This is a genomic window from Bradyrhizobium sp. SSBR45G (assembly GCF_030159255.1).
In the GTDB taxonomy this organism is placed as follows: Bacteria; Pseudomonadota; Alphaproteobacteria; order Rhizobiales; family Xanthobacteraceae; genus Bradyrhizobium.
In genome coordinates, this window is record NZ_BSCT01000006.1 from 1 (window position 1) to 18398 (window position 18398).

22 protein-coding genes are annotated in these 18398 nt (G+C 58.6%); 8 read left to right on the forward strand and 14 right to left on the reverse strand.

Features of this window, described 5'->3' with window-relative positions; all coding sequences use genetic code 11:
* From QQL87_RS09685 to tnpA, 5 genes are all read right to left on the reverse strand, one after another.
* On the reverse strand, positions 1 to 836 hold an 836-nt coding region (locus QQL87_RS09685; protein ID WP_284417261.1), incomplete at its 3' end, for a site-specific integrase.
* Between the two features lie 545 nt (positions 837 to 1381).
* Positions 1382 to 2014, reverse strand: a complete 633-nt coding sequence (locus tag QQL87_RS09690; RefSeq protein WP_284417263.1) for a YecA/YgfB family protein — start codon at positions 2012 to 2014, stop codon at positions 1382 to 1384.
* Positions 2011 to 3570, reverse strand: coding sequence for an IS66 family transposase (gene tnpC, locus QQL87_RS09695; RefSeq protein ID WP_284417265.1), 1560 nt, complete (start codon positions 3568 to 3570; stop codon positions 2011 to 2013). Before tnpC ends, QQL87_RS09690 begins: the two co-directional genes overlap by 4 nt.
* A gap of 50 nt (positions 3571 to 3620) precedes the next feature.
* Positions 3621 to 3974, reverse strand: a complete 354-nt coding sequence (gene tnpB, locus QQL87_RS09700; RefSeq protein ID WP_284417267.1) for an IS66 family insertion sequence element accessory protein TnpB — start codon at positions 3972 to 3974, stop codon at positions 3621 to 3623.
* Positions 3971 to 4444 carry an IS66-like element accessory protein TnpA gene (gene tnpA, locus QQL87_RS09705; protein ID WP_284417270.1) on the reverse strand — a complete coding sequence of 158 codons (474 nt, stop codon included), beginning with the start codon at positions 4442 to 4444 and terminating at the stop codon, positions 3971 to 3973. Before tnpA ends, tnpB begins: the two co-directional genes overlap by 4 nt.
* Before the next feature lie 570 nt (positions 4445 to 5014).
* Here tnpA and QQL87_RS09710 point away from each other — a divergent pair.
* The 3 genes from QQL87_RS09710 to QQL87_RS09720 all read left to right on the forward strand — a co-directional run bounded on the left by QQL87_RS09710 (position 5015) and on the right by QQL87_RS09720 (position 6628).
* The gene (locus QQL87_RS09710; RefSeq protein WP_284417271.1) at positions 5015 to 5239 is read left to right on the forward strand and encodes a hypothetical protein; all 225 of its coding nucleotides are present in this window, start codon (positions 5015 to 5017) and stop codon (positions 5237 to 5239) included.
* A 35-nt stretch (positions 5240 to 5274) separates the two neighbouring features.
* A complete protein-coding gene (locus QQL87_RS09715) occupies positions 5275 to 5880 on the forward strand; it encodes an RES domain-containing protein (protein ID WP_284417274.1) in 606 nt (201 codons plus the stop codon).
* 88 nt (positions 5881 to 5968) lie between these two features.
* Entirely contained in the window at positions 5969 to 6628 is a 660-nt protein-coding gene (locus QQL87_RS09720) for an SOS response-associated peptidase (RefSeq protein WP_284417277.1), read from the forward strand.
* A gap of 12 nt (positions 6629 to 6640) precedes the next feature.
* On the opposite strand, the gene QQL87_RS09725 is transcribed toward QQL87_RS09720, so the two are convergent.
* The 8 genes from QQL87_RS09725 to QQL87_RS09760 form a co-directional block, all read right to left on the reverse strand.
* Positions 6641 to 7654 (reverse strand): hypothetical protein, encoded by a 1014-nt coding sequence (locus QQL87_RS09725; protein ID WP_284417279.1) that lies wholly within the window; start codon positions 7652 to 7654, stop codon positions 6641 to 6643.
* Between the two features lie 208 nt (positions 7655 to 7862).
* Positions 7863 to 8813 (reverse strand): nucleotidyl transferase AbiEii/AbiGii toxin family protein, encoded by a 951-nt coding sequence (locus QQL87_RS09730; protein WP_284417281.1) that lies wholly within the window; start codon positions 8811 to 8813, stop codon positions 7863 to 7865.
* On the reverse strand, positions 8803 to 9396 hold the full coding sequence (locus tag QQL87_RS09735) for a DUF6088 family protein (protein WP_284417284.1): 594 nt from the start codon (positions 9394 to 9396) through the stop codon (positions 8803 to 8805). The genes QQL87_RS09730 and QQL87_RS09735 overlap by 11 nt, the downstream gene beginning before the upstream one ends.
* Positions 9397 to 9606: 210 nt before the next feature.
* Positions 9607 to 9891, reverse strand: coding sequence for a hypothetical protein (locus QQL87_RS09740; protein ID WP_284417286.1), 285 nt, complete (start codon positions 9889 to 9891; stop codon positions 9607 to 9609).
* A gap of 325 nt (positions 9892 to 10216) precedes the next feature.
* Entirely contained in the window at positions 10217 to 10531 is a 315-nt protein-coding gene (locus QQL87_RS09745; protein WP_284417289.1) for a hypothetical protein, read from the reverse strand.
* A gap of 69 nt (positions 10532 to 10600) precedes the next feature.
* On the reverse strand, positions 10601 to 11056 hold the full coding sequence (locus tag QQL87_RS09750; RefSeq protein WP_284417291.1) for a hypothetical protein: 456 nt from the start codon (positions 11054 to 11056) through the stop codon (positions 10601 to 10603).
* Positions 11057 to 11353: 297 nt separating this feature from the next.
* Positions 11354 to 11833, reverse strand: a complete 480-nt coding sequence (locus QQL87_RS09755; RefSeq protein WP_284417594.1) for a DUF4407 domain-containing protein — start codon at positions 11831 to 11833, stop codon at positions 11354 to 11356.
* A gap of 783 nt (positions 11834 to 12616) precedes the next feature.
* Complete coding sequence (locus tag QQL87_RS09760; protein WP_284424108.1) at positions 12617 to 14008, reverse strand: hypothetical protein; 1392 nt, start codon at positions 14006 to 14008, stop codon at positions 12617 to 12619.
* 625 nt (positions 14009 to 14633) lie between these two features.
* Here QQL87_RS09760 and QQL87_RS09765 point away from each other — a divergent pair.
* Genes QQL87_RS09765 through QQL87_RS09780 form a run of 4 tightly spaced genes read left to right on the forward strand, consistent with a single transcriptional unit; the run spans position 14634 to position 17107 of the window.
* A complete protein-coding gene (locus tag QQL87_RS09765) occupies positions 14634 to 15164 on the forward strand; it encodes a DUF6998 domain-containing protein (protein ID WP_284417294.1) in 531 nt (176 codons plus the stop codon).
* Positions 15161 to 15724: a hypothetical protein gene (locus QQL87_RS09770; RefSeq protein ID WP_284417296.1), complete on the forward strand. Its 564-nt coding sequence runs from the start codon at positions 15161 to 15163 to the stop codon at positions 15722 to 15724. The genes QQL87_RS09765 and QQL87_RS09770 overlap by 4 nt, the downstream gene beginning before the upstream one ends.
* A gap of 21 nt (positions 15725 to 15745) precedes the next feature.
* Positions 15746 to 16870: an anti-phage END nuclease gene (locus QQL87_RS09775; RefSeq protein ID WP_284417298.1), complete on the forward strand. Its 1125-nt coding sequence runs from the start codon at positions 15746 to 15748 to the stop codon at positions 16868 to 16870.
* Positions 16871 to 16882: 12 nt separating this feature from the next.
* Positions 16883 to 17107, forward strand: coding sequence for a hypothetical protein (locus QQL87_RS09780; RefSeq protein WP_284417300.1), 225 nt, complete (start codon positions 16883 to 16885; stop codon positions 17105 to 17107).
* A 26-nt stretch (positions 17108 to 17133) separates the two neighbouring features.
* On the opposite strand, the gene QQL87_RS09785 is transcribed toward QQL87_RS09780, so the two are convergent.
* A complete protein-coding gene (locus QQL87_RS09785; protein WP_284417302.1) occupies positions 17134 to 17835 on the reverse strand; it encodes a hypothetical protein in 702 nt (233 codons plus the stop codon).
* Positions 17836 to 18208: 373 nt separating this feature from the next.
* On the opposite strand from QQL87_RS09785, the gene QQL87_RS09790 reads away from it, so the two are divergent.
* Positions 18209 to 18397, forward strand: coding sequence for a hypothetical protein (locus QQL87_RS09790; RefSeq protein ID WP_284417305.1), 189 nt, complete (start codon positions 18209 to 18211; stop codon positions 18395 to 18397).
* Position 18398 lies beyond the last annotated feature (1 nt).

An 18398-nucleotide genomic window follows, 5' to 3' on the forward strand; every position in this document is an offset into this window, starting at 1 on the left:
TTTGCGAGAACCGCCCGTTCGCACATTCTGGCAGATTTTGCGGACACAAGGGGCGGTCCCACGGGAATGGTGACCCGGCGTCCGCCCTTGCGGCGATTTCCCTTGGACTGCCGCATCCGAATGTAGGACCCGTCATAGTCGTTCCAGGTCAGCCGAAGCAGATCTCCTTGACGCTGACCCGTCCAGAGCGCCATCAGAAGCGCTGCTTGCAGCTCGACGGACGCGACACCGCAAAAGGTGCGGATGTCCTCGGCAGTCCAGATGATTTCCGATCGGTCGGCCTCGTAAAGCCGACCCCCGCGTTCGCAAACGTTGACAGCAATCTTACCGCGATCCTTCGCAACAGACAGAACGCGACTGATCGTGACCCAAATGTAGTCGGCCTTGCGCGGTGTCTCGGAAAAGGAGTCGCGAAAATCTTTGAAGTCACCCCGAGCGCGTTTGTCTTCCAAGGCGGCGATCGGCATTGAGCCGAATTTGGCTTCTATGAGTTTGAGATAGCTGTCGTAGGCGCGTTTGCTTTTCTCGCCGAGACTTTTGTACTCGCTGGAGTCCTTGAAGTAGTCGATCAGCGAACTGAATGTGGAGGAGCTCTTTTTCTTGTAGGATGCAACAGCCTCATTGTAGCGCTGCATGAATTCAGGCGTGCCTGGTTCAGCATCAATGCGCGGCCCACCCTTCCAGGCATACCAATAAGTCTTAGACGTTCCATCGGCGAGCTTTTTGATTGACCAGTTAATCCCCTTCAGCCGCACTCGCATTTTGTGACGCCTTCCATTCATCGTAGGGAGATAGCTGAGGCTCGATTCTAGTCTGGAAACCGGATAGGCGGTCAAGAGCTGCGTCGATGGCTTTTCTATCCCATTTGTGTGTCCCTGGGATCGGGCCGGGAATAATGCCGCGGCGAACCCAGTCACTGAAGGCTGAAGGCGATTTGCACCCTACGTAAGAGGCCGCTTCTTCTTTCGTCATGACTCGAGGTTCAATCATGTGCAGTGCGCTGCCACTCAGTTAAGAGGGGAGATCGACAATGCCGCTGGGTCGCGCAGTGCTATCTCGATCTCGCTCCGTGATCTTGAGTAATTTCTGCCGGCTACCTCTGGAAGATGAGTCTAACCCGCGACGAGCATTTGGCCGCAGTGGCGTACTATTGGATAGCGTCGGTTCCAGTCGAAGTCGTGTGCTCTGCTTGGCCTAGCAGTCGAGCCAAACTTCGAATCCTCGCAGTAACCTAAGTGGTTCGATGAGTGGGTGGTATCACGAGCTACGACACCGGCCCGGTGAGGACCACTGCGCGCCGGGCTTCCGCTCCAGCGTCTCAACGTTGCTAAACGAAGAGGGTCTTCGACGTAACCGGCATGAGCGTCCACGTCAGGAGTGATCAGCGGGCGCGTTTGTAGCGGATCGGCATCCAGTATTGGCGGAGCGCTTCGACGGCTGCTGGGATGCCGAGGTGTGTATCGGATGGGTTGTCCGACATGCCATTCGTCGGCGACTTCGCTCCGGACAGCGGCCAGTCCTGATCGTCGCGACAATGCATCAGGATGGGCCGCAGCAGACCGTGATGGAGATGTCCGGGGTCGAGCAGCGGCGCCCACGCCGCGGGTCTGAGCTGCATTGCGGCGTAGAACCCCTGGCACCAGGACCGCGCATCGATAGCGCCACCGGCTTCCCGCCGATGCATCGGCTTGAACCGGTCTGGGACGGTCGACAGGGTATTGCTGATCTCGTTATGGCGCAGCGCGACGGCCGAGATCGCGGCGAACTCCGGCGTTCCACCATGGTTGAAGGCGTCGATGTCGATGGCGAGGAGCGGACAGATCCAGTCGGGCGGGCTGATCGACACCGGCCCGGCCACGATCGCGGCGACATAGCCGTCGAGCATGGCAAGACTGGTGGCGGTGGGATGCAGTTCGGCGCGAGTTTGCAGCCAGCGATCGAGCTCGTCGAGCGGCATCGCAGCGGCCGTCATCGCCGGTGATGAGGAGGATGACGAGCGGCGCCGCCGGTTCATGCCGCCACCGGTGCGCTGAGCCCGCGGGCCGCCTTCCAGTTCCAGGCCAGGAGCTCGTGCAGCTGGTGGCTCCTGGTCCGACCGGAAACGATGCGCTCCAGCACATCGACCAGATAGGTCTGCGGATCTAGCTCGTGGAGCTTTGCCGTATTGACCAGGGACGCAAGGATGGCCCAGCTCTCGGCGCCCCCCTCGCTGCCGCTGAACAACGAGTTGCGCCGTCCCATTGCAATCGGGCGCATCGAACGCTCGACGGAGTTCGAATCGACCTCGACGCGGCCGTCACGAAGAAACAGCGTCAGTCCGTCCCAGTGATTGAGCGTATAGTTGATCGCTTCCGTCAGCTTCGACTGGGAGAACAGCTGGTCGCGCATCGCGGTCAGCCGCGCCTTCAGCGCCTCCATCAGCGGCGCGGTCCTGGCGCAGCGGGCGGCAAGCCGCTGTTCGGCGCCCGAGCCGCGGATCTCGGCCTCGATGGCGTAGACCGCCTGAAGGCGCTCGATCACCTCGTGAGCGAACGGCGACTGCATGGTCTTGTACACCTCGACGAATTTGCGTCGGGCATGGGCAAGGCAGAAAGCCAGTTGGATCGCGCCGCCATGATCGCGGGCGAGCGCCTTGTAGGCCGCATAGCCATCCACCTGCAGAATGCCCGAGAAGCCGGTCAGCTGCCCGGCGATCTCTTTGGTGCCGCGTCCATCGGCGAACACATAGGCGACCGCCGGCGGCGATGGGCCGCCCCATGGCCGATCATCCATCGCATGCGCCCAGAACTGGCAGATGCGGGTGCGATGTCGTCCGGGATCGAGCACCGGCATCGGCGTCTCGTCGCAGAACAGTCGCGGCGAAGCCTGGATCGTCCCGAGCTGAAACTCATAGAGGCTCCTGAGCCACCAGGCCGCACGCTTGACCCAGCCGGCGAGCGTCGCGCGATCGAGATGAATGCCCTGGCCGGCCAGGATCTGCACCTGGCGGTACAGCGGCAGATACCAGGCGAACTTCGACACCACCACATGGGTGACCAGCGCCGTCGAGACCATGCCGCCTTCGATCAGGCGCGGCAGCGCCTTCGCCTGGACCACGCCGTCGGTGCAGCCGCGGCAGCCGTATTTGGGACGGATCGTGCGCAGGACGCGCAGGATCGCCGGGATCACGTCCAGCACCTCGCTGACGTCCTCGCCGATCCGGTGCAGAACGCCCTGGCAGCACGGACACGCCGTCACCTCCGGCTCGAGCACCTGCTCGCAGCGCGGCAGATGCTTGGGCAGCGCGCCGATGTTGCGCCTTGCCTTCCTGCGCGGCTTCCAAGCCGGCTTCGGCGTCGCGCAATCGTCGTTGGCCGGCACAGCCGGGGTGACGCCGGTCGCGAGATCATCGAGCGCGAGTGCAAGCTGCTCGCCCACGATCGCCGCCAGTCGCTCCGAGCGCTTGCCGAAGATCATCTCCTTGAGCGCCTGCATCGCCACCCGCAACTTCTCGTTCTCGGCGTCGAGCGCGAGCACCATCTCGGTCAGAGCCGCAGCGTCGGCTGGGAGAGCTTCGGGGTGAATCGCCATGATCCAACGATAGATCCACGCATCATGCGCTCCAGCAAAATCTCCGCTTCTCAGCCGACAACGGCCGGCTGCTTCACAGGCTTGGGCGACACACGCGTCCACTCCAGTCCGTCGAGCAGCATGGCGAGTTGCGTGGCGCTCAGATGCACGACGCCGTCGCAGATCGGAGGCCAGGTGAAGCGTCCCTGGTGCAGCCACTTCGTCACCAGAACCATGCCGCTGCCATCCCATGCCAAGAGCTTCACTCTGTCAGCGCGTTTGCTACGGAACACGAAGACGTCACCGCAGTATGGGTTCGCGCGCAGCGCTTCGCTCACCAGCGCCGACAGCGTGTGCACCGACTTGCGAAAGTCGACTGGCTGGGTCGCCAGAACCACCTTGAGGTCAGACCGTAATGCAATCAACCGACGCTCCGAAGCGCTGACAGCACCATCGAAAGCGTTGCCAGTTCGACACCGGCCGCGACCCGGATGCGCGCCCCCGTCACCTCGATCTCGATCACCCCGTCGGCCATGCCTGGAGGCGACGACATCTGCCGTACCACTTCATGCGCAGACGCCAGCCGCCTCGGCTCATCAGCCGTCGCCGGACTGCCCTCGGATGCGACCCGGACCGGCACGAAGCCAGGCGCCCGAGCGTCCGCGGCTGCCGCAAACTTGTGTCGCCAAGCCGTGAGCAGGCCGCGGACAACACCATGGCGCCGAGCAACCTCAGAGATATTGGCGCCTTCCTCGAAGCTCTCCGCCACGATCCGTGCCTTCTCCTCCCCCGTCCACTGCCGCCGCCGACGCTGCCCCGTGATCACCTCGACCCGGCGATACGAGCCGCCTTCATGCCTGGCATCAAGCATGGCTTCATGCATGGCATCTGCCATCACCCACCTCTAAGAAACAGTTCATGCCAGGATCATCGCAGCTCAGTCGCGCGACGCACAGGTGGGGCGCTCTTGCCGGTTACGATCGATCGCCTCGATGCCGAAGGCGAGCGTCTTCCGCTCAGCCGCCGCCCCCAGTGCCATCCGGTCGAGCTTCTGACGAAGCGCGCGGATGACGGGTGAGGAGCGGGGAACGGAATGCATGCTGTCGGGCCGATGATCTCAATGAGAACAAAGAAAGAACATCAAGCTGACTGCAAGAGTCAAGCGTCTGAGAACGGGAATGAAATCGCCCGCAAAATCAGGGGGGTGTGGCGCTCCGCCGGCGGCGTGGAACGGTACCGTCATGCTGGCGGTTATGAGAATGCTGCGCGTTCAGGCCGACGGAGTGCAAAAATGCAACTACGGCATGAAAACCGCAGACCGGGTTTACCGCAATCAACTTTGATCGATGACGGGCCCGCGGAACTTGAATAGCCTTCTTAACGGCGCAATCATGACTCGGGCATGACACTGCGCCGCTCAATTTGAGCGCAAGGCTTCTGGCAACCTCAAGCATGCGGTACTCGAATGGATGAACGTCAATCCTACGAGCTTTCAGAGCCTGATGTGGATCTCATCGAAGGTGAGAACCAAGACATACGCGCCGAGATCATTGAGACGCTCGGCGAAGAATGGCTCACAACCAAGAACATTCTTTTCGCGAATAGAGCTCCGGAAGAACTAATCGGAACTAAAGAAGAAATCCGGCTTCGTGATATTCTCCGTCAGTACGTAGTCGCTGCCCTTTCCTAAATTTTCCCTCCATTCTTCAAACGATAGTGTAGATCGTGAACCTTTCTGCATGCTCGTCGCTGCCGACCTCATCTGAAAAGGGGACATGGTATCGGGCCGTTGAGGCGCGGTACGTGAAAGCGCACTTCATTCATAATCGAATGAAGATATCAATCACCCGCTTCAATGCGGGACGGAAGCTAAAGAAGCCCGATAGATACGCTTGCTTGTACCTTGTAGATGATCCGACCTGCGCGCAGTATGAGGTCGGACAGCAGCTCGGCTTCCCGACTCCTGGCAATCACTTGCCGAACCGTACAAAGAGCTTTGCTCAGCTAACCATCCAGGTGTCACTGCAGCGCGTGGCTGACATCAGCGATCTGAGCAGCCAAGTTTTGCTAGGCTCGAATGTTCAAGAGCTGACCGGTGACTGGAAGGGTTATGATTATAGGACGCCGCATACTTCCGTTGCGGCTCCGACCGGAATGAGCGAGACCCAGCACCTCGGGATTGCTCTATACAGAACCGGAATTGAAGGGTTCATGACCACCTCAGCGAAGATTCCTTGGCATAAGATACTTGTTGTCTTCCCTGACAATCTGGCAATGGGAAGCTCGATAAAATACTATGAAGGTGCGAAGCTCATTCATTCATTTCCATAGTGTTTGCCTTCTATGTTCCATTCAGAGCTGGCACGCGTGGCCGCTAGCTCTTTTGCATGCGTGCGAATCGACGTGTTATTCTTTCTGAATGTGCAATCTCTACAGCATTACGAAAAGCCAGGACGCGATCCGCCGCCTGCTCGGCGTCACCTTCGACAGTTCCGGCAACCTGCCCAGCATGCCCGGTGTCTTCCCGGATTGTGAAGCGCCCGTCGTTCGGAGCCATGAGAGCGGCCGGGAGCTCATCAAGATGCGCTGGGGCATGCCGCCACCGCCGAAATTCGGTGGGCCGCCCGTCACCAATATCCGCAACACGTCATCGCCGCATTGGCGCGGCTGGCTGAAGCCCGAGAACCGGTGCCTGGTTCCCGTTTCAAGCTTTTCGGAGTACGCGCCTGAGCCAAATCCCGTCACCAAGAAGAAGGACGTGGTTTGGTTCGCGCTCGACGATAGCCGGCCCCTGTTCGCCTTCGCCGGTATCTGGACCGAATTCAAAGGCGAACGTGGTACCAAGTCCAAGCCTATCCCCGGACCGCATCTGGTCTATGGATTCTTGACCACCGAGCCGAATGCGGTCGTGGCGCCCATTCACCCCAAGGCGATGCCGGTGATCTTGACGAACGCCGAGGAGCGGGAAGTTTGGCTGCGCGCGCCATGGGCCGAAGCTAAGGCGCTGCAGAGGCCATTGGCGGACGACGCACTGAAGATCGTTATGCGGGGACCCGACAAGGAAGATACGGCCGCCTGAAGTTATAGGCTGTTACTCCTGCAAAACTGTACAAACTTGCCGAAAGAGCAAGAGGCCTTCACGAAATTCATAGACCCAGTCTTCGTCAGTTTCGCGTGAGTAAGCTTGGAATACGTCACGATGCCGAAACACCTTCGGGTCCAATGGCCGGTCCGCGTTTTGGTTATGATAGATGCGAAGACCCTCGAGCAATCCTTCCGTGTATTGAGATCGTCGCGTGCGGGCCGCAGCCGGAGTCGTTCCATTCGGATTGTATCTCACGGTATCAAAAAAGACATTCGGGTTCGGATCAGATGATAAAGCGCGGACTTTGCCCCATGTTGCGCATGAACTGAACATCACTGCGCTCAACCAGCTAAACTCCGGCTTGTTGAAGATTCCGAGCTCAACCGGACTTCCGTTGTCTTTCAAAACACTCTCTTGCTGCTGCCCTTTCAGCTCACCGCCTTCGCGCAGGAATTTCTCTTCATCGACGTAGTAGCCGTGCAAAACAGCTTCGATGGCGCGTTGGCACGCAAGCCGCGCGTGCGGATTGTCGACAGCAGTAAGGGCCAAAACAAAAGGGCGATGCTGGACATGCGCAAGCTTTGCGTATGACTGACTGTACTTCTTCTGCTTCGTAGAGATGCTGTTGGTGATACGAATGATCACCCGCCGATTGAATTCGTTCAGATCTGGCGGGACCTTCTGACCCGCCTTCTCGTATTCGGGAGTGCTGTTTTTGGCATGGAGAGCGACCGTAGCCTCGATGTTAAACCCGCCATGCTCGGTGACGTGAAAGTCAGGCGCTTCGTGGGAAAAGTCAACGTGCAGGCCGTACTTCTTGAGCACGGCAAACAGATAGAGCTCCCAAAAGCATGTGTCGAAAGTCCGCTGAAATTCGTCGACAAATTTGCCATCCCGATCAACAAAGTCGCGAGCCCAGTCGTTGAGAACATCGCAGTTGTACCCATTGGGTCGAGCCAGGATCGAGCGGAAGTACGGATGCTGGAGCGCCGGCTCTACGACAGGTGTAAAGAGGTCCATAAAGCTCCTCCATGCAGCTCTCTGAAAACCAAACCCGAAGCGCAACTCGGCAACTGCAGCTTGCCGCACTCGCTCGGCTACCGTAGCATGACAAAGCTGAAAATATCACGCCAGCCAGCATCTTGCGAGAGTCCCGCCGTAGTTGCTCGAAGCGCCCGCAGACAACAGGATAGGGCGGCTGCGAGCTGAATTGCCAGCTAAGTGCCGCTCAGAGCTTCTCGCTCCACTTGTCGATCTCAGCCAGTATCTCATCAAAGCTTGGCTTGCCCGCATAATACAGCGCGCTGCTGCGCTCATAGGCGTTTGCGTAAAGAGCCCGCGTCTTGGCATCGCTCAGCAGGAACGCTTCATTCTCCGAAATCGTCTGGTTGTCTTCCTGTCGAAACCGCGCCTGCTTGTGCTGCTTGTAAGCGTCCGAGCCGATGAATTTATGGACGTCAGGCTGCCGCAGCAATTCATAGATGTCGTAATAGTGGCGCATGAACTCGACCGGATCACTGCCATCCGCTTGCTGTTTGCGGAATTTCGTCGAGACGGTCTGTAGCTTTTCGACAAACGTATAGCCGGGATCATAGCAAGGGACCGCCTTCGCGCGGTTGTCTATTACATCGACCTTGCGCTCCGCCGCATAGTCATACACCCACGAGCTGATGTCCTTCGGCGAATTGGGAGCTACGGTATCAAAGCCGACTTCCAGCAGTACCCCGTCGCGCAAGCCTTCTAGTGCTTCGACAGTTGTTGTGTAATTCAGCTTGATGCCGGCGCTTCGATATTTGGGAACGTCATCAAACTCGGTATCACGCTCGACTGACGTGACGCCATCGACCTTGATCGTCTTCGCCAGCCAATCGTAGAAGTCCTTTCGCGATTGGATGTGCGCAGGCTTATCCTGATTCTTCCCGGTCTTCACGTCCCGGTCCTTCGGCGGCTCGATCAGAATATCGATGTCTTCTGAAAACCGGCCGATAATCTTGTGTCCCTTCGAGAGCGAGGTGCCGCCCTTGAGCTGGAACGTGAACGGTTGCTGCTGCAGCCCATATAGGCAATGCATGATCCAGTAGTCTTTCTCGACCAGCGCCGGATCAATGCCCTTCTCTTCCGCCACGATACGTATCAGATCCGCAAATTGCGGATGATTGTGGAGGAAGTCATGCGGCATGCAATTCCCTCGGCGCTAGCGCACGGTCGAAGAACTTCTTGGCCCGTTCATTCCCATACTCGCGAACTGCGCGGCTAAGCAGCTTCGGGTCGGCCTTTGCAGCGTGCTCCGCAACACGCTTGAGTACTTCTTCCTTCGCCTCGGCAAGCTGATCGACATTGTTGACCAGATCGACCAGGAGAAATTCCCGCGTGAGCGACTTGGGAAAGCGTAGCTTCACCCGAAACGCAAACTTGCGATTGCCCAGCTGAAACTCGCCGTGGCGCTTATGATTGTAAACGACCGTCTTGTCATAGAGCTGCGTCGTCCCCACACCGAGACTATTGTAGGCATTGGGCGAAGCCAACAGGAACGTCTTGTCTTTCAGAAAAGCGGTCACGACTTCCTTGTCGGAGGGAGGCGCCGGACCGAACGCGGTTTCCTTCGGATAGACGTACAGCCCGCCGGAAAGCTTCCTGAGCGTCCCGCTCTCCACCAATTCCTTCAGGTGCCGGTCAACAGACGACGACCACCGCGCCAGGTCGGCACGCCGGTAGGCCTGACCAGGCCTCAGGTGGCGCTTGAGTTCGTCGAGCTTGCTCATGCCTGCCAATATAGGTCCATTTCGGCCATTTTGCAAGTAGTTTCATTGAGAACTCATGCAAATTATAGCGCAAGTGTCTGATTGTACTGAATCATTAGCCTATGTAAGATGGCCTGCGTGACTTCGAAAGGCGGGGAGGCGGAAAGTGGTCAGCCTGCCGACGTCACCTGCTACGATGCACTCGGTGACCCTGAGGGATGATGGCAGATGTCATTCGAGACCATCGTAGATGACTATATCCGCGAGCATCGGTCGCGAGCGCGCGGCGAACTCGCCGAATTCCGCCAGCTGCGCACGCTGAAGGACACCATCCACCACGCCAGCCTGTGTCACTGGCTGCCGTCCGAAAAGCGTCATCCACATCAGTACCGCATACCTGCAGCGGCCCTGCTCACCGCCGAACGAAAGCTCCAAACCGCCCGGGACCGTCTTGCCCGCGCCAAAACCTTCGAGGCTCTCCACGAAGAGGTCCAGCACCAAATTCGGAGCATTCATAAGATTGGCCCTCTCGCCGTCTATGACATGACGCACCGGATCGGAGCATACCTTGGGCTCACACCGGCAACCGTCTATCTCCATCGGGGAACGCGAGAGGGAGCCCGAGCGCTTGGCTTCACCGGCAGGACCCTCGATCCCCGACTGTTGACAAAGGCGTTCTCACGCCTCAAGCCCTACGAGATCGAGGATTGCCTTTGCATCTACAAGAGGGCGTTGCGCGGTGCGAAGCTGGTCCCGCGGCCTGGTCGCGCATCTGTCTGCGTACCGCTCCCTCCGTATCCGCGCCCGCATTGCTGAATGAGCGATTGCATCGAGTGTCGCGCTAGCGGCCAAGCCGAGCCCTCTGCTCGCGCCGCTGATCCTGCTCTTTGCGGGTCTCGATCGAGTAAGGCCGGAGTGGCGTTTGCGGGCCCGCTGGCCGTGTGCTCAGCAGCAGCTCGGCTCCTTTAAAGCCAGCTGCCGCGCCCCAGCCGCCAATAGCGACAACCAGAACAGTCCAAAGCCAGCCGCCATCGAACGGCCAGGCAAGCCATAGAGCGAGCGCGAGCAGCCCAGCGGAGAGTGCGAGATAATAGCCCGCCATCACAAAACGGATGGCTGTCACGTAGCGTTGCGCGCTGCGATACACAGTCCGCATCAGTATCTCCATCAGTGTCAAGACGAACGCCGAACGCCGCGAGGGACGGCGTTCGGCTAGAGGGGCGCATCACAGGCTATCCAAGTGGACCACTCGACGGATCGTGGCGGCGGTCTCAACCAGCAGTCCCACGAATTGCGCTTGGTCGTAGCTCAGCTCCGCGAGAGCGGACCGGTCGGAGGGGATCAGCTTGATGAGCGCCGTCAGGAGCATGTGAATGCGGACGAGGCGTTCTTCTGCTTCCCCGTCCAGAACACGTATCTCTTGGGACCATAACCACGCTGAGATCACCGACCGGCGGGCGCACCACATCGATCCCAACTTTGCAGCCGGAAGGCGATGCTTCTCCAGCAAGTGAAACGTGGCCCTTATCGCCCGATCATCGACCTTATCGTGGAAGAAAGTCGCGATCTGAGCAGCTCCACGCTGTAAATCTCGCGCACGGAACAGCCTTTCCAGCAGGAAAAAGAGGCTCTCGTCCTGGTGGACGACCGGAGGCCGGGCGATCGTATCCTGTCTATTCATTGCCGTTCTCCGTGCCGTTCAGGTTGCGCTCCGAATTCCGCGGGCGGCCGGGGCCGCGTCGCTTGATCCCGTTCAGGCCCGCCGGATTCGTGCTGGCCATTGCAGCGCTGGCCGCCGCCAACAAATCCGACGGCGGCGGTGTGACCGGCGGCTGACCCGGAGACGCGATGCCAGGCCCCTGCAGTGGCCCCTGCTCAGGCTGTAGCGCTGGCGCTCCTGCCGGGGAGGCGTGGGGAGAATTTGGGTTCTGGGACTCATCGATCGGCTTCGCACCGAGCTTTCCGGCGGCGTCCGTCATCATCTCCGTCGTTTCGATGTTGTGATCAAGCGCAATGCGGCCGCGAGGGAGCTCGGAAGCTTCATGGAAGCCGCCCAAAGCGGGCCGAGCTCAAGACAGAGAGACAGGAACTCAACGGCCAGAATGACGGCCAGCAGCTCGAGATTCCCATTTGCCAGCGCGCTCATCGCCTCGATCTTGGCCGCGAGTCCGGCCCGTTTGCGGACGGCGTTCGGCGAGTCCTCAATTGCCTTCTCGATCGCCGCGTTACGACCAGCTTCTTGCGCGGCAAGGGCGGTCGCCAAGGTGTCGCGCTTACCCATCTCTTCGGCGAGCCGCTGCTCAAGGGGCGCGACCTGCGTATCCGCCGGACCAATCGTAGCTCCGTTCTTGCGACCGATGGCCCGCTTCGCCTCGTTCGACCGGCGCGCCTGCAGTGTCCGGCTCAGATTATCAAGCTCGCTGTCTTCCACCGCGAGAGCCTGCTTCGAGCGCGCAATACCGGCATCGACGAGCTTCGCCGCTTAAGCGGCGTGTCATCCTGAGAGCTGTCCCAGGTTCGAGCCTAGCGAGCCCCTGCTCAAGTTCTTCCGCCAGCCGGCCGAGCTCTTCGCGGGTCAGCAGCATCAAGTCGTCGATTGTCCAAAGTCGCATGTTTGCCTCCATCGTGCGGCCGCGCCAATCGCGGCCGTGAACGGAGACGCTTGCGCCGGCGGAGGCTGGATGCATCGCTGGCGACCGCAACGGAGTGAAGGAGCGCCCTATGGGGCGCTTGCATCGGAGCCGACGGACTGCCCGCAGGCGAACCGGCGCGATAACGCCGGACAAAGGCCGAGGCGCGGACGATGCTGCAATGCGGTTGGCGCTTCACGCGCAAAAATTGCCTGCTGGACGCCGTGAGTGTCGAGACGGGGAATACAATAGATCGATCGATTCAGGCGACTGTAAGTGTGATGCCCAAGCCTAGAGCTTAGCTAACGAAAGCATCGTGAGATAGAAGACGTAAAGGTGATCAGCCAAAAAGAATTCTATGGATCAATGTCTTGTTTTTCCTATCTGGCAGACGTTACACGTCCGAGAGTCTTGCTACGGTCAAAATCGATGTCCTCCGTGGCCCATGGACCCGCAAAGACATTCAATTCGTCGGCCCGCTAACCTAAGTGAAGATTTTCTAAACAAATTAATGACTTATCGCCCGCGGTGACGGATGCCGCGCCAGGCGACCTCGGCTGCTGGTCGTGTTCCGCCAAGGCGCGGTCGTCCTCGCCAGCCGGTGCATGCCGCTACGGCGATGGGAACGAAGGCGGATAGCGGAATACACCGCGGCCGTTGTTGGTTGTTGGTGGACCAGCCGGTACCGTTATAACACGCGTGCTCGGCTTACTTAGCTCGTTGACAGTGCCCGCCACATTCTTCTCGGTCTTCAGTGGCAGATTGAGCTCGCGAAGCTTTGACAGCGTCTGTGCCTTCTGCGTCGGGTCAGTCTGATCCTTCGAGAATTCGCCCAAGAATTCATTGAGTTTCATATTGTTCGCAGTGCCGGCCGTCGTGCTTTCCGGCAGCGCTTTCTCAAGTTGATTCTTCACCGCGTTCTTTGTTGCTTCATTGCCGGTTTTAGACTTCGCATTACCCTCGACAATGATAACCTTCATCGGCTCAGATTTCGGTGCAATCGCTGTCAACGCCGACTTTGCACCTATCGCCGCTGCGGCCTGATAGCCGTTGACATAGATCGACAGGGTTCCGGTTTGCTGAATTCCCCCTGAGACGTCGGACAAGGCCGGATTCCAGCGCGAGGATACCAGCGAGAACTTTACATCGAGACCGCCGGTATATTGAACAGTGAATATATAGGAAAGCTGACCACCATCAATCGCCTGACTGCCGTAAGGTGGTTCAACCGGGATCGGCTTTCGCTTTTCGGCCTCGGCATGCGCATCCAACAACACATTCCGGGAAATCCCCATCGTGTCGCCGTTCTCCTGCAGCCAGGCGGCCAGCGGCTGAACGCCATTCACCTTGATGCGGTCGAACAATTCCAGTCCGGGATATTCGCCGGCGGCTAGGGCCTGATAGTAGTGATCCGGAACGACGCGACGGTAACAAAGATTATCCTCCTCTGTCGAAACGGGTGGTTGCCGGAATGCAACTGCCCTTGCCTGCGCGTCCGAAACGTAGGGCTTGACGGCGACGGAGGCATTCTGCGGCACCGAGAACCACAGAACATTGTCATAGGTGCCTTGGGCCTGAACGCTCGGCCCGATCCCCAAAGTCTTGGTGTGACCAGTTGTCGGACTCAGAACGTTCACGAAGGAAGATGGTGTGCCGGGTAGCGCGAAGGAATCTTGCACCTTGATGTCAAGACTGAACGCGCCGTAGGCCTCGTCATCGAGATCGAAGTGACGAAGGTCGTAGATCCTGGATAATGGGATCGTAGTCTCCCCATGCTTAGCGCGCTCGATCCGTTCAGCGCGAAGCTCATCACGAAGAGCGTTGTTCGCAGTGTAGAATGTCTGAAGCTCACATTTCACCGACTTGATCAGCGTTGGGAGATGCTCCTTGCTGACGGCGCCAAATCGCGGGTCGTGAATGACCTCGAACGATGCGCAACCCGTGAGCCATGCCCCAATCGAACTCAAGACAAGTGCCCGCACTCCGTTGCACGCTGCGCGCATGACGGTCCCCCAAGCTCACTTCCCCGCCTCAAATTAAAGTTGATATGACAAAATGACGCAACCCAAAAAAATGACCCGAGAACACTTTTTATGAGCGCGTCGATTTCTCGGCAAGGACCTGAGTGCTGGGTGTCTGCTACTGCATCTTCGCGTTCGGTCATCGTGAACTTTCAACGAGGTCAGACAGCGTAGTCCGCGGAGCGGCCTGGCTCGCCAGATATCAGACAATTGAGGACTTTGAGCCGCGGTGCCGTCCCGGTCTCAAGACTACCGAGCCTTTGCTCAAGCTCTTCCGCTGGCCCGCAGAGTTCGTCGCGGGTCAGCAGCATCAATTCCTCGATTGTCCAAAGTCGCATGATCGTCTCCAACGTGCGGCCGTGCCGGTTGCGGCCTTGGACGGAGGCGCTTGCGCCGGTGGAGGCGGATGCATCGCTGCCGACCGCAAAGCAGTGAAGGAACGCCCGGCCAGGAGCGTTTGCATCGGAGCCGACGGCCCGGCGAGGCGAACCGGCGCGATCAAGCCGGGGGAGAGGCCGCGTCGGCGTGGACCGAAGCAGAATTTACGCTGCACGCGGACTGCCGGAATTTCCTTTGCGCCCGCCGGATCTTCTTGCAGGATGGCGAGATGACATCCGCAGGTCGTTCTCTTGCTCATGTGTCGTCGAGCGATGGTGACGCTAGCTCGCGCGTGCGGGCAATTCTGGCCGCCGTCCGTCCGCTCGCAGCCGAATATTATGCTCTCACTGGCAAACCGCTTGGCGTCACCGGAGAGATTGCGGAGTTCGCCGCCGCAGAGTGCCTGGGGCTCGAGCTGACCGTCGCGCGCACAGCGGGATATGACGCTGTACGTCAGAGCGCGAGCGGTCCCGTTCGCATCCAGATCAAAGGGCGCGCTCTAACGGACGGCGCCAGCCGGAGCCAGCGGATCGGGCGCATAAAGCTCGATTCCGCGTGCGACACGGTTCTCTTGGTGCTGCTGGACGCTGCCACGCTTGAGCCAAAAGAGATGTGGGAAGCCCCGTTCAGCTCGGTTACCACGCGGCTAGCCGAGCCAGGCTCGCGGGCCCGGAATGAACGCGGCGCGCTCAGCGTGAGTGATTTTAAGTGTTTGCGCGGCGCCAGCCGGGTTTGGCCGCCAACATCAGGACACCAATGACCGAATTCCTTGATAAATGGGTGCTGAAGCCCGAGCTTATTTCTGGCTGGCTGCAAGCACTGGCTGCGATTATCGCCCTTGGAGTCAGTACTTGGGCCGTATTCTGGACGACGGCAGCCTCACGGCGACGCGATCGGCTTGAATCGCGCGGGCTTGCTGTTGCAGTGTTTCCTGAAATCCTGATGCTTAAGGCAATCATCCAGCAAATCCGGGATAGCATCACCGACCTGAAGGCCCGCTACGGCAATCTTGTGGGTCAGTCGATTGCTGCCGAGCTGCAGAACAGGACAGCAATTTCTATCCCACCGATGCTCGAAAGAAATATCGATAAGCTTTTCCTGCTCGGGGATCTCGCGGGACCGAGTTGTCTGCATCTCGTGCGGCTGATTATGCAGTACAACGACATTGTTGCCCGCATGGCCGTTCTCGTCGCCACCATGAACGCCGAACAATGGGGAGGGGCTCTCGTCCAGTTGCAGGCGCACCTTCAGCTCCTCGATCAGATAATCGCCAATTGCGAACACGAGGTGCAGAAGATCCATGATGCGATCAAAGGCTAGAGGAGCCGGCCGGAACCACACATGCATCTGATACTCAATGGGATCAATGGTCGCTACCTGCGCGAAATCCCTGATAACTGGCGCACCCGAACCGAATCCGTCCAAGCCGCCGTCGCTTATGCGACCGACGACCGGCTTCTCGTCCGGTGGTGCCTGGACAATGACATACCGCTGACATTCTGGGGCCGGTTCGACGAGACCGTTCCCGTGCGTCTCGACATTCTGCGCCTATTTCAAAGCCGGCGTTCGCCAAACTTCGTATGCAAGCTTGTGACGCATTTCCACGCGAAGGTCATTTGGTGGCATGGGGTCGGCGCCTATGTCGGGTCAGCCAATTTCACCGATGCGGCCCGGCACAAGAATATCGAGGCCGGCTGCTTCTTTGAGGAAGGGGAAATGGTCGCCTCAGGCATGGACCTTCAGCTGCGGAGCTTCTTCTCGACTGTCGATCAGAAATCATCCCCACTGTCCGACGAACTTCTTCAGGCACTCGAAGCAAGAGCGCGGGAATTGAACCGGCAGGCGGCGCAAGACAAAGATCAAGCGCAGCGTCTCCTGGCGACGACCGGCGTCAAGCAATGGCCGGGACTTGTCACGGTCCCTGCGCGGGAAGCGAGAGAGCGGCAGAAGCGAGCATTCCTCGATGAGTGGTTTGAAACGCTTCAGATACTGCGGAACATCGCCGCAACGGCTACAAAGGATGAGAACCGTCCGGGCTGGGTTCCGCCGACGGTGCCTGCTGGCGCTCAGGCTGATCAATTCCTCGCCGCGTACTATTACAGCCAGGTCATCGGCGACGATGGTCGCAGCTATTATGCAAGGCTCCACGAGCAAAATGCGGCGAACGTCGGCCGTGCACTCGCCGCAGCAATAGCATGGTGGTGTGATATTCCAGAAGCGCCCCCGCCAAATGTAGGGGAAGTGCTCGTTGATTGGGCGCCGTTTTTGAAGGACTTGTTATCAGAGGACCGAATTCTGAGGCTTACTCGCGCTGAGTTCAATCAGGTATGCCACCGGGTCTGGTCGATACAGGATCATGCGCGCCGCGTCTCGAATGCGACGGTTGTTTTACCCGGTGGCGCTCGACACGACATGGATACCAAGACCACAGCGCTGGCAGAATTTCTCTTTTCGCGGCAAGCCTAAAACGGATCGTCTGTGCTTGAGATGCTGCATCACGTGCTGTATGGCGGCGCCGCCGATCAGGTGCCAGAGCGCCTATGGGAGGCGATCTCCACTGACGCCTGGAAGATCGAGCATCTCGGCATCAGCGCCCTGGGGGAACTGGTTGGTTGGGCCTTGCCGGATCTCTTCCCGCCAAGAAACAATCGCAGGCACTCTACGCGCTCGGCTATAACGTTTCGTTTGTCGGAAATTGAGTGATTGACACCGCCCATTAAGCTAGGAGCTCACTTCTGACCCTGATAGGCAAAGGTAATCGAGCCCATATCGGCGTCAAAATGAATCTGGCTGACAGGGACGTCATTGAATGCGATCGGGGTGAAAGGCTGGTTCAAGAGCTTTGCATGATCCGCTAGCTCCAACAACTTCATTAGCCTCATCATGTTGCCGTTGAGGTAATACCACTTGCCCGTCATGAGCTGAACCTTATCAGTTTTCTTCAACGGGCGGTCGAATTCGACCATACCAAGCGTTTCAATCTGGATGCCGCGACGGTTGGGGTCATCCACGGGCAAAAGAGTGACGATATCGTCCGCCAGGACCCGCTCCGTCTCGAAATAGTAGAACATCTTATATCCGGTCTTGGTCATGCGAAGCGCAATATCCTTCACCACGTTCGGCCCCTGCGGTGAAAAGAGAGGGTTCTGAACGATCGAAAATCTCATCTCCAGCTTTCGGACCGTGTCTTCCTGTATGTCACAATTAACAATGCGGTCCTTCACGTCGCCGTAGTTCGGCGAGGTTGCGTATTTGACCTGCCATGTACCCGCAATCTGCTTTCGCACGATGGAATAGATGTCCGTCAAGTCATCCCTGGTCTGGATATAGAGGATGAACCAGATGACCGCGAAGCCGACGAGGGAACCGACCACCACAACGCCCGCTTCGATCGGGGTAAGCCAGTGATCTTTGTAGGACGTTCCGACCATGACGGCGACGGTTGCCGCCGCCAGAAAAAGATCGATGATTAATGCCGCGAATGCCAGCCTCGCGGAATTTTAAGTGAAAATGCCTTTGAAGAAGCCGTTTAGATCGAACTTCAAATCCATAATCTTCCCCGCAATATGCCGGAATCTCTGGAAAATCGTCGTTTGAGAGAGAGGGAGCCGTGTCAGTCCCATGCGCTTCCAATGCCATGCATTTTCAAACTTGCCTCGGCAATCGCAAGGTGTGTTCCAAGAAAAATTCGTGGCGCGCCCCGCCTGTCGCGCCTACAGCCCCACTTTGTGATGGGCGGGAATATTTCGGCGCGTCTATTGAAGGTTGTGTTAGCTTTGGCGACAATGTCGCTCGGAGGGCCTCATGCCGTTTGTATTTGATGATAAGGCTGCCTTGGCCGACAACTTGGCAGCGTATGCCGCAGAACTCGAGCATCTTCACCCAGTTTTGGGGCCGGTACTAGCTGATCGCCTCCAAGAGTGTGTCGATGGAGTCGATGCTTCCGTCATTCTGGAAGAACTTCTGTTTGCTCTAAGCAATGTCGAGGAATAGC

Coding starts and splice junctions, on each gene's coding strand:
- QQL87_RS09745 (WP_284417289.1), bottom strand. CDS start 10,531: ATGCGGACTGTGTATCGCAGCGCGCAACGCTACGTGACAGCCATCCGT.
- QQL87_RS09730 (WP_284417281.1), bottom strand. CDS start 8,813: ATGCCGCATGACTTCCTCCACAATCATCCGCAATTTGCGGATCTGATA.
- tnpC (WP_284417265.1), bottom strand. CDS start 3,570: ATGGCGATTCACCCCGAAGCTCTCCCAGCCGACGCTGCGGCTCTGACC.
- QQL87_RS09690 (WP_284417263.1), bottom strand. CDS start 2,014: ATGAACCGGCGGCGCCGCTCGTCATCCTCCTCATCACCGGCGATGACG.
- QQL87_RS09720 (WP_284417277.1), top strand. CDS start 5,969: ATGTGCAATCTCTACAGCATTACGAAAAGCCAGGACGCGATCCGCCGC.
- QQL87_RS09760 (WP_284424108.1), bottom strand. CDS start 14,008: ATGCGCGCAGCGTGCAACGGAGTGCGGGCACTTGTCTTGAGTTCGATT.
- tnpA (WP_284417270.1), bottom strand. CDS start 4,444: ATGGCAGATGCCATGCATGAAGCCATGCTTGATGCCAGGCATGAAGGC.
- QQL87_RS09735 (WP_284417284.1), bottom strand. CDS start 9,396: ATGAGCAAGCTCGACGAACTCAAGCGCCACCTGAGGCCTGGTCAGGCC.
- QQL87_RS09775 (WP_284417298.1), top strand. CDS start 15,746: ATGCATCTGATACTCAATGGGATCAATGGTCGCTACCTGCGCGAAATC.
- QQL87_RS09740 (WP_284417286.1), bottom strand. CDS start 9,891: ATGAATGCTCCGAATTTGGTGCTGGACCTCTTCGTGGAGAGCCTCGAA.
- QQL87_RS09725 (WP_284417279.1), bottom strand. CDS start 7,654: ATGGACCTCTTTACACCTGTCGTAGAGCCGGCGCTCCAGCATCCGTAC.
- QQL87_RS09750 (WP_284417291.1), bottom strand. CDS start 11,056: ATGAATAGACAGGATACGATCGCCCGGCCTCCGGTCGTCCACCAGGAC.
- QQL87_RS09770 (WP_284417296.1), top strand. CDS start 15,161: ATGACCGAATTCCTTGATAAATGGGTGCTGAAGCCCGAGCTTATTTCT.
- QQL87_RS09710 (WP_284417271.1), top strand. CDS start 5,015: ATGGATGAACGTCAATCCTACGAGCTTTCAGAGCCTGATGTGGATCTC.
- QQL87_RS09765 (WP_284417294.1), top strand. CDS start 14,634: ATGACATCCGCAGGTCGTTCTCTTGCTCATGTGTCGTCGAGCGATGGT.
- QQL87_RS09790 (WP_284417305.1), top strand. CDS start 18,209: ATGCCGTTTGTATTTGATGATAAGGCTGCCTTGGCCGACAACTTGGCA.
- QQL87_RS09785 (WP_284417302.1), bottom strand. CDS start 17,835: ATGGTCGGAACGTCCTACAAAGATCACTGGCTTACCCCGATCGAAGCG.